Annotated in this window: 9 protein-coding genes; 3 read left to right on the top strand and 6 right to left on the bottom strand. The window is 60.0% G+C overall.

Going from position 1 to position 9,402, the window contains the following annotated elements; genetic code table 11:
• The 4 genes from Q1V60_RS23925 to Q1V60_RS23910 form a co-directional block, all read right to left on the bottom strand.
• A partial coding sequence (locus Q1V60_RS23925; RefSeq protein WP_300635446.1) for a von Willebrand factor type A domain-containing protein occupies window positions 1-623 on the bottom strand: 623 nt, incomplete at its 3' end.
• Between the two features lie 223 nt (window positions 624-846).
• Entirely contained in the window at window positions 847-1,497 is a 651-nt protein-coding gene (locus tag Q1V60_RS23920; protein WP_065949945.1) for a DUF799 domain-containing protein, read from the bottom strand.
• Window positions 1,494-1,856 carry a DUF4810 domain-containing protein gene (locus tag Q1V60_RS23915; RefSeq protein WP_300635442.1) on the bottom strand — a complete coding sequence of 121 codons (363 nt, stop codon included), beginning with the start codon at window positions 1,854-1,856 and terminating at the stop codon, window positions 1,494-1,496. Before Q1V60_RS23915 ends, Q1V60_RS23920 begins: the two co-directional genes overlap by 4 nt.
• A gap of 29 nt (window positions 1,857-1,885) precedes the next feature.
• Window positions 1,886-2,566: a CsgG/HfaB family protein gene (locus tag Q1V60_RS23910; protein ID WP_300635440.1), complete on the bottom strand. Its 681-nt coding sequence runs from the start codon at window positions 2,564-2,566 to the stop codon at window positions 1,886-1,888.
• A gap of 266 nt (window positions 2,567-2,832) precedes the next feature.
• Between Q1V60_RS23910 and Q1V60_RS23905 the strand changes: the two genes are divergently transcribed.
• Together Q1V60_RS23905 and Q1V60_RS23900 are read left to right on the top strand one after the other, a co-directional pair.
• Window positions 2,833-3,444 (top strand): hypothetical protein, encoded by a 612-nt coding sequence (locus tag Q1V60_RS23905; protein WP_300635438.1) that lies wholly within the window; start codon window positions 2,833-2,835, stop codon window positions 3,442-3,444.
• A gap of 16 nt (window positions 3,445-3,460) precedes the next feature.
• A complete protein-coding gene (locus Q1V60_RS23900; RefSeq protein WP_300635436.1) occupies window positions 3,461-4,048 on the top strand; it encodes a hypothetical protein in 588 nt (195 codons plus the stop codon).
• A gap of 495 nt (window positions 4,049-4,543) precedes the next feature.
• Here the strand turns inward: Q1V60_RS23900 and Q1V60_RS23895 are convergent, their stop codons facing one another.
• A complete protein-coding gene (locus Q1V60_RS23895) occupies window positions 4,544-7,132 on the bottom strand; it encodes an autotransporter outer membrane beta-barrel domain-containing protein (RefSeq protein ID WP_300635434.1) in 2,589 nt (862 codons plus the stop codon).
• Between the two features lie 446 nt (window positions 7,133-7,578).
• Here Q1V60_RS23895 and Q1V60_RS23890 point away from each other — a divergent pair, with 446 nt between their 5' ends.
• The gene (locus Q1V60_RS23890) at window positions 7,579-8,229 is read left to right on the top strand and encodes a hypothetical protein (protein ID WP_300635432.1); all 651 of its coding nucleotides are present in this window, start codon (window positions 7,579-7,581) and stop codon (window positions 8,227-8,229) included.
• A 226-nt stretch (window positions 8,230-8,455) separates the two neighbouring features.
• Here Q1V60_RS23890 and Q1V60_RS23885 read toward each other — a convergent pair whose 3' ends face one another.
• Window positions 8,456-9,148 carry a hypothetical protein gene (locus tag Q1V60_RS23885; RefSeq protein ID WP_300635430.1) on the bottom strand — a complete coding sequence of 231 codons (693 nt, stop codon included), beginning with the start codon at window positions 9,146-9,148 and terminating at the stop codon, window positions 8,456-8,458.
• Between the last annotated feature and the right edge of the window lie 254 nt (window positions 9,149-9,402).

Here is a 9,402-nt window from a genome sequence, read left to right as displayed (position 1 = left end):
GTGCTTTTGACCAGCGGCAAGCCTTCGCGACGGTCCATGGAGCCGGACACATCCACCAGGAACACCAAGTTGGCCGGGGCCAGGTCCGCCACGGCGCGGTCGGACGCTTTGATGCCGATGCGCAACAGCTTTGTGCGCGGGTTCCAGGGCGTGGCGGCGACTTCGGTGGTGACGCCAAAGGGTGAGCCATCGGTAGGCAGCGCGTAGTCATAAGGGAAGTAATTGACCATTTCCTCCAGCCGTACCGCGCCTGCGAGCGGCAGGCGGCCCTGGTTGAGGAAGCGTCTTACGTTGGCGTAGCTGCCGGTGTCGACATCCACGCTGAACGTGGAGACCGGTGCTTCGGCGACGCGATGCACCGGGTTGTCGGGCAGGTTGGCGTATTGCTCGCGGGGTTCGCTGCGCTCAGCCAGGGTCGCAGTCTCCCGCATCATCATTGGTGCAGGCATGGCCATGCGTTTAACGACTGCGCCCTCGGCCGGCGCGCGTTGAAGCGTTGCGATGGGCTCGGCTGGTTTCGCCAGGTCAGGGGACGACGACAGCCCGCACCCGGCCAGCGTTACCAGCAGGGTAACGGCGAAGCCCTGGGCAGCAGGACGCAGGAAGAGCAGAGGACGGGACATGGGCTGAACCTCGTGAATGAATGATCCGTTCACAAGGTCAGACGCAGGATGTGGGGTGTTCGGGTTAAGCCTTATTCAGATAGCACCACCAATCTATTGTGGGAGCGGGCTTGCTCGCGAAGGCGGTGGGCCAGTCAATACATCCGGTGACTGGAACACCGCCTTCGCGAGCAAGCCCGCTCCCACATTTGATCTTCAGTGGTTTTAGAACCGCGGTATTACCTTAGTCCGTGCCGTACTTGGGGTTACGCGGGCCGTACAGGATCCCGGTGCGTTGCCCTGCCGACAGCAAGCGCGCGCTGGTGATACCGGCAATCGGGTGCGCCGCATCGGTGGAGCTGTTGATCACCTGCTTGACCGCCGCCGTGATCAGCATGCCGACGAGGCCGCCACCGTTGTTGTTGCCTTCCTCGCTGGACGCCCGAGCCGCGCCGGTCCACAGGGTGGTGCCGGTGCGCAGGTCCACCAGCTTGGCCGAGGCCGTCACCGACGTGTCGCTGGAGATCAGCATGTACTTGGTGCCGTATTCACTGACGGTGATGTACAGCGCCGCGTCTGCACCAAAGATGTCATGCAGCTTGGCTGGCAGTACGGCCTGGATATCGTTGGCGGTGGTCAGGCCGTTCTGGCGGAAGGTTTCGTCCACCAGGGCGATCGGCAGCACGTAGTAGCCGGCTTCGGCCAACGGGTAAGTCACCTGCGACACCAGGCTGTAGGACGCCTGCACTTCCGGCGATTCATTGATCGGCGGCAATACCAGGATCGACTTGGGGCGCGCCTGTTTGTACGCCGAATAATCGACCGTCTTGGGCGCCGCGCAACCGCCGAGCAACGCCAGGGCCAGCAAGGCGCCAGTGAGTTTTAACAGGCTCATTTAGTGGCGACTCCGGTCTTGGCGTTTTTTAGCAGAAAGTCCATGTACGCAGCGGACTCGGGGAACAGGGCCTTCTCGGTGCGAAACTCCTGCACCATCTGGTCATCCTTGCCCATGTTCATGTACAGCATGCCCAGGTGCGCGTGGTAACCCGGCGGGGTTTTGCGGCCACTGGCATTGATTTTTTGCAGGTCGCGTTCCAGCGCTTCCACCTGCGCTTCCTTGGGCTCGCCCTTGAAGTACTCGTAAACCTGCGGCTGGTAGCTTTCCCATTGATACAGGGGCTGGGGCGCCGTCTGGCACCCGGCTACCGTCGCGATTGCTGTCAGCATCAGCGCCAACTTAACTGCCTTGCTCATCCGTGTACTGCTCCTTGAGGTGTTGCTGATCAGTTGCGCGGGGTCCAGGCACCGGCATTGATGCCGTCCACCAGGCGGTTGATCGCTTCGCGCATGGCCAGGTCCAGCACCTTGCCATTGAGGGTGGAGTCGTAGCTGGCGGTGCCGCCGAAGCCGATCACTTCGCGGTTGGACAGGGCGTACTCACCGGCGCCCTGGGTGGAATACACCACTTCGGAAGTGTTGATGTTGACGATATTCAGCGCGACTTTGGCGTAGGCCACTTGGGTTTTGCCACGGCCGAGGATGCCGAACAGCTGGCGGTCGCCGGTCTCTTTGCGGCCGAACTCAGTCACATCGCCCGTCACCACGTAGTCAGCGCCCTTGAGCTTCTGCGCGGTGCCTTTGATCTTGGCTTCCTGGGAGATTTCACCCATGTTGTCGCGGTCCAGCACGCTGAAGCGGTTGGTCTGCTGCAAGTGGGTGATGAGGATGGTCTTGGCCTGGCCGCCGAGACGGTCGACTCCATCGGAGAAGATGCCGCGCATGTAGCTGGAGCGGTTGTCGAACTTGCCCACGGCAATCGGCACACGCACGCCGGAATAGGCGACGCTGGCGCTGGCGACTTGCTCCACCGGCATCGCGCGGTTGCTCTCGGTGGCGCAACCGGCCACGGTCAACAGCGCCGCGGCGGTGAGGCCCGACAGCAGGATTTTGGACAGTGTCTTCACAGGGTGCTCCTTGGGTGAGGAAATCAGCGTTGCCGGGTTTTCCAAGGAGTTAGGCAGCCTGACACGCTGGCCTGAATTCTTCCCTGAAAGACTGTGATGCAACGGCTGCGGCATTTTACGGGGTTGAGAGCGGTTCTCAAGATGTTTCGGCCAACCGCAGGTTCAAATAATGAGTAGGTTTGCTGGGAGGGAATTGGATCAGCCCTAAAGTTTTGAGCCAACGGGTCGAGAGCCTGGGCTGGTTCATTCATTAATAAGGATATTGCGTGTTGAAAATCCTCTTGCGGGCGGCGGCCCTGATCGCCGCGCTGTCGATGACAGGTTGTGTGTCCTACACCGTCACCGGCCCTGTCGGCGCCCCGCTGCATCCGGCTTCTGTCAGCAGCCCACGCAGTGCGCAAATTGCTGATGTGACGGTCAGTGCCGCCGACGTCAACGATGTCAACAAAACCGCGATCAGCCGATCCCTGACTCTGCAGCTCAATCAATACGTGCGCACGGCCGGTTACTTCAAGCAGGTCACCGAGTACCCCGCGCGCCTTGGCGAGCAGGATGTTTCGCTGAAATTCAACATGACGTCTCTTAAAGGCCATCGCGGCGTGCACCCGGGCTATGTGCCCGGCGCATTGCTGACGTTGACGATCTGGATCTGGGTCAACGGTCCGATATTTGTCGACACCTTCGACTTGGCCGGCGACCTGGTGATTGTCGATCGCGACGGCAAGGAACTGGCCAGCAGCAAGCAAGAGGTCAAGTTCGAGCGCAATGTGGGCCTCTACGGGCGCGAATACTGGGCCCCCACCATGGGCGCCAAACAACTGAACGAACTCGTCGCGCAGCTGCTCGACGCTGCCACCGCCAAACTGGCCAAACCGTAACTACAGGGAGCACCACATGAAAGGATTGATCAAGCACGGCCTGGTACTCGCGGCAGTCTTGCTGACGGGCTGCGTGTCCTATTCACAGCACGAACTGCCACCCGTGCAGACCTGGCCACCTACCGCCAATGCACCAGCACAGAAACCTACGGCGTACGTACGCACCACCGGGATGAATCAAGTTAACGGCGGCCCGGCCAACGCCGCTGCCGGCGCTCCCGCTGCCCTGTGGGAGAAGGCTGTGGCTGATGGGTTCCGCCAGTCCAATCGTTTTGCACGGGTGAGCACCGATAAGGTCGACTCGGACATCTACGCCGACGCCACCCTGTACAACAACGAACAGTTCAGCATGGCCTCGGCGATCATCACTGGCGTGACGTTCTTCATCATCCCGTCTACAGCCAAGAACACCTTCACCCTGGAAACCGTGTTCAAGGACAAAGACGGCAAGGAACTGGGCCGAGTCAAGAAGAGCGAATCGATACGCACCTGGATGCACCTAGTGCTGATCGTGGGCATCCCATTCCAGGCAGACACCCGCGAAGTGGTAGAAGCGTTGACGCGCAGCACGCTGGATGAAGCGGTGCAACGCAAGTTGTTCTGACCCGAACGCTGCGGGTTCACACAAACCCAATGTGGGAGGGAGCTTGCTCCCGATGGCGGTGAGTCAGTCAACATATCCATTGGCTGGACCACCGCTATCGGGAGCAAGCCCCCTCCCACACTGGTATCAGAGCGTCACGCCCTACGTATGCGGGCTGAACCAGCGCAAGTTGCCCCGACCCGAACGCTACGAATTCACACAAACCCAATGTGGGAGGGGGCTTGCTCCCGATGGCGGTGAGTCAGTCAACATATCCATTGGCTGGTCCACCGCTATCGGGAACAAGCCCCCTCCCACACTGGTATCAGAGCGTCACGCTCAACGTATGCGGGCTGAGCCAGCGCAAGTTGCCCCGACCCGAACGCTGCGTATTCACACAAACCCAATATGGGAGGGGGCTTGCTCCTGATGGCGGCGAGTCAGTCAACATACCCATTGACTGGTCTACCGCTATCGGGAACAAGCCCCCTCCCACACTTTGTTTTGCGGTGTGGCTTAGAAGGCGTAGCGCGCCTTGAGCATCACGCCGTCCGCATCGAAACCGCTACGTGCCTGGCGGGTGTAGCTGGCGCCGACGGTGAAGTCCGACACTTTGTAGTTCACACCCACACTGGCCTCGTAGCTGTCACGCGCCACCGACGCACCAGTAACGGTGAACGCCGAACCACCAGCCACGAAGTTGGAGGTTTGCGCCACGCGGTCACCCATCAAATCGTGATAGGCCATCAAGGTCGCTTCCGGTTGCAGCGTACCGGCGCTCAGCGGCAGGTTGGCCGCCAAACGCACACCGGCACCCAACTCGCCCACTTCATAACGCTGCGAAGCCGTGCTCAAGGCCGCCGACGAACCTTTCTCGGTGAAACCGTCCATGCGCACATTGGCATAGCGCGCAGCCACACGCGGCTCGATCACTACCGCCTGGGACGGCTTGAAGCTATAGCCGCCGATCACGCTGGCCGACAAGACATTGCTGTCGTAACTGCCCTTGGCCGTAGTGCCCGCGACGTGGCGCTTGCTGTCGTTCTCGTTATGGCCGTAGCTGAGGCTGCCATCCACGAACCAGTTTTGCAGCGCCCAGTTGCCGTACAGCGACAGCGCGTGGCCTTCGACGTCGGTCTTGTTGCCCAGGTCCGAATGGATATTCGAATTCAGGTAGCTGTACGCCACGCCCAGGGTGGTGGTGTCGTTCAAACGACCGTCCACACCCACGGCCATGCCGCTGCTGTTAGCCGAGTAACCGTTGTTGCCGCCACGGCCGTCCTGGTCCATGTTGCTGCTCAGGCCCTGCACCCACACACCGCCAACCTGATGGCTTTCACGCTGGTCGGTGAGGCGGTTGAAGATCGCGCCGTTGACCACGGTTTGCCCCGACAGCGCCACGTCGAGGGCGCCACGGTTGACGTCGGGCGTGAGCTGGTCGGCGAGCTGCGCCAGTTGCTGGGCAGTCCCGGCGTTGGCCAGACTCTGGAACACTGGGTCGTTCTGGTTGAGCTGGCCGAGCACATCGTTTTTCAACACGTTGACCGCGGTTGCAGCCGACGCACCCGCACTCACACCCGCCAACTCCTGTTGCACCTGCTGATCGCTTTTCACTGCCACCACGGCCTTGACCGTCTGCGCATCGGCCGAGTAGCTGAGCACGTCCAGCAACGACGACGCGCTGGCGACGGCTACACCGTTGTTCTGCACGCTGGTGGCTTGCAGCAAGGTGTATTGCGTGCCGGCTTTAGGTGCCGCGAAGTCGCCCGGGTTGGCACTGACCGTCAGCTTGGAAGCCTGGGCCAGATTGGCCGTGCCGTTTACGGTGAGGTATGGCGTGGTCGGCACCACGCTGTCGGCAAGGTGCATATCAATGCCCGCGCCGCTGGCCACATTGAGGTCGCCGGTGATGGCGGTGCCAGGCGCGGAAAGGTTCAGCGAACCCGAGTTGACCGACACCGGGGCGATGATACGGCTACCGCTGAAACCTGCCTGACCGCCGATGTTGACGGCGCTGAGGTTGAGCAGGTCGCCGGTGATTTTGCCGCCGGTCCAGTTCAGGCTGGCAAGGTTGTTGGCGTCGACGGCGATACCGCTGTTACTGCGGATTTCGCCGGCTTGCTGGTTGATTTCAAAGCTCGCAACCTGCTCGGCCGTATCCACATGGATGGCAGTGCCGTCCGCCGCGATGAGGCCGCGGTTGACGATGCCGCGTGCGCCCGTAGCGCTGTTTTGCGCAAAGCTGGCGCCGGAAAGATCGAAGGCATTGGCCGATGCGCCCTTGGCTTCAATGGTGCCGGTGTTGAGGATGTAATCGACGGTGCCGGAGAAAAAGCTCAGCCCCCTCGCCTCATTGCCATTGGCGGAAATCAGGCCGCTGTTTTCAATACGCAGGGGGTTGGTGTCGGTTTCCACTTCCATGCCCCAGGCGCCTTCACCGGTGGCGATAATCGAGCCCGAGTTCAGCAGCTTGCCGCCGATGGTGGTCGGCGTGTCTCCGCTGACGTCAAGGATCAAGCCAATCGCATCCGGACCGGCCATGTCGATCACACCGGTGTTGGAAACGTCGCCCGCAATGGTGGTGCCGTGCAGGTAAATGCCTTCGCCGCCGCCCAGGTAGCCGGGAAAAGGCTCGGCGCTCACCGGCGGCGTGGAACGGATGGTGCCGGAGTTGATAACGCTGCCGCCAATGGTGGTGGTACCGATTTCAAGCCCTTCATAGGCGCCATGGTTCATCAGGATATTGCCCGCCTGAACCACATCCCCGGTGATGGTGCCGGGAGTCAGATTGGAAGGGCCAGACCAGAACATCGGGTCAATGGCAATCGCACGAATGGTTTTGCCCTGTGAGTCCAGCGTGATGTCTGCGCGGTTGATCAGCGAGCCTTGAATGTTGGTGTTCACAAAGCCGAGACCGGCGGGATCAGTGGTGCTGGAATCGACCACCCGGGAAAACTTGCCGTTAATGGTGACCGGCTCGTTAAACGTCTCATTGGCCCAAATATTCTTGCCCTGGCCCAGGTCGAACTCGACTGCCAGCACCTGCGTGCTGATTGCCCCGACCATGATTGCCAACAGACTTTTCTGGAACTGCTTGCGCTTCATTTCAAACTCCATGAACTACAGTCAAAGCCGCCAATACGCCCGGCGGTAGTAGGTGTGCTGTGCGAAAGGATCAATCGATCCGAATGAGGCTCTCCCGGCGTCCCTGGGAATCGCAGACGCGAGCCGGTGCACCGCAGGCGGTGGCAGACAGGAGACCGTAAGAGGGAGAGGTTCACATCAATCCTTAATGTCATTTGAAAACGCTGCAGTCCATGCAGCCCGACCGGTTGCGGGTGGGCGGGGTAAAGACATCGAGATAAACAAAATGTTCAAGATGAAATGTGCGCTGAGTCGCAAATGCGCAATGACGCATTGTCGGCGCAAGCATCTGATCCTCAAGCACGCAGGCAAGCAGTTTAGAGTGGAGCAAAATGATTTATGCACGCTCAGGCGTCTTCGCATCAAACAGTACTGATGATAGAAAAGACAGGGAGGGTTGTTATTCAATGAAAATGCTCATAATCACCGCAGGCGCACTGCTTCTCATAGGCTGCAGCTACGACAAGGTCAGCCTGCGTAACGAAGCTGAAGCAGCCAAATACGACCCCGCTACCAGCGCACGTTTTCGCATCTACTCCGCACCGGAAAAGCATGCGCGCTATATACCTGGCAAAACCTGCGAGGCCTACTACAACCATCCGGAAAATGGTCGATTACAGGGTGATATTCCTACCCGTACCTACGATCCCAAACAGCGTTACATCCTTTGGCGCAACTCCAATGTCCTCGACATGAAGGCCGAGGATTACCAGAACCGCGTGATCGGCATCCCCGCCACAGCCCATACAGAAGCAGTGAAAACCGACCGGCTGGGCTACGACGAATTCGTCATTCCCGCCAACCAGCCAGTGCTGGTCGAAATCGACTATAAGACCGATAAAGGATACTGCTACCCACCCACCGTCCAGTTCGTCCCGCAAGCAGGGAAGGATTACGAAGCGAGCATTGAATTTCACAAGCCGTACTTCTACGTCTCCAATTGCTCTATCGATCTGGTGGCACTCAGCGGCACCGGATCCCCACAAGAAACCCACCCCGTCTCAACCAACATCTGCCGCTCCGACGGCCACGGACGCTACTCCACCGTTACGCCCTGAGGCGCTCAGCGGGAAACAGTAAGGGAAAGCAAAGCAAATAGAAGCCTGCCCCCTATTTCCCGAATGTGGGGAACGTGCCCTAACGCCGAACGCAATACTCAACGCAACGAAGATCAAATGTGGGAGCTGGCCTGCGAAAGCGGTAGTGCACCAACAGATGCAGCGACTGACACACCGCCTTCGCGAGCAACCCCGCCCACCAACAGCGGCACGCCTTTGCACAGACTTACTTGAGCTCCTTCACCAGATACTGCGCGGAAATCTGCGTAATCCCGGTCAGCGCCCTGCGCAAGGCTTCAGGGTCGGTGCGGTAAGTGAGCGGCGTGTAGCCATAGACGTTCTGGCCATTGAATGGCGTAACCGCTTCAAAGGTGCGCCAGATCATTTCATCGCCGCGATTCATCTGCGCTAACACGTTAAGGGTGGGATAAATCACGCCGCTGAAACCCTGGGTCAGACGAAAGCCCCACTCGGACACGGTCAGCTGAATCTGCGCATCGGCGGGCTCATCGTCGCCGACCACCTTGAGCGTCGACGTCTTACCCAACTCATCGACAAAGCCCTGCTTGAGCAACACGCCTACATCGAGCTTTTCCGCCTCCATCACCGTCAGGATGGCCACCGGCGTTGGCATCTCGGCCAACTGCCCAAGCTTCATGCCGGCGGCAAACCCGGCGCCGCTCAACGCTGCAGTGCCCACCTTGGACGCCCCGCTTGCCATGCCGGCACCCGCGCCGAGCCCGGCGCCCAACGCAGCGCCCCAAGCCTGTTCGCGGCCGAAGTACACCATGTTCTTTTCCCACTTCACGGGCAGAACTTTGACGGTCTTGATCTGCGCGCGATTTTCGGGGGTGAGGGGGTGGCTGACGCAGCCGCCGAGGATGAGGGTGGTGAGGAGGATTAGGAGGAGGTTTTTCACATTGGTCCTTTAATGTTTGGGGTGAGGCTTGTGGATTGGCGTATTAGTGGTGCGTTTGTTCGTCGGCAGTATGTCGGCAATGAATGGGAAGACACTAGGGGTCATGGGCACTCTTCGACGGGGCGGCATTTTGATGCCTTGCGCGGGGTTGGCGGTGCGGCTTATAGTCCGGCGGTCGCTCAAAAGGCGGCCGGGTTTGGCGACGAGACTGTCAGAAATTTTGTGTTCGGGCATAACATGTAGCTAGAGGTGCA

Source organism: Pseudomonas sp. (genome assembly GCF_030147005.1).
Taxonomy (GTDB): Bacteria; Pseudomonadota; Gammaproteobacteria; order Pseudomonadales; family Pseudomonadaceae; genus Aquipseudomonas.
The sequence above is the reverse complement of the archived record's forward strand: the minus strand, read 5'-3'. Positions and strand labels throughout refer to the sequence as shown.

What these genes read in the sequence shown, in the direction of transcription:
- Q1V60_RS23920 (WP_065949945.1), bottom strand. Translation starts at nt 1,497, where the DNA reads ATGAGCCTGTTAAAACTCACTGGCGCCTTGCTGGCCCTGGCGTTGCTC.
- Q1V60_RS23915 (WP_300635442.1), bottom strand. Translation starts at nt 1,856, where the DNA reads ATGAGCAAGGCAGTTAAGTTGGCGCTGATGCTGACAGCAATCGCGACG.
- Q1V60_RS23900 (WP_300635436.1), top strand. Translation starts at nt 3,461, where the DNA reads ATGAAAGGATTGATCAAGCACGGCCTGGTACTCGCGGCAGTCTTGCTG.
- Q1V60_RS23895 (WP_300635434.1), bottom strand. Translation starts at nt 7,132, where the DNA reads ATGAAGCGCAAGCAGTTCCAGAAAAGTCTGTTGGCAATCATGGTCGGG.
- Q1V60_RS23890 (WP_300635432.1), top strand. Translation starts at nt 7,579, where the DNA reads ATGAAAATGCTCATAATCACCGCAGGCGCACTGCTTCTCATAGGCTGC.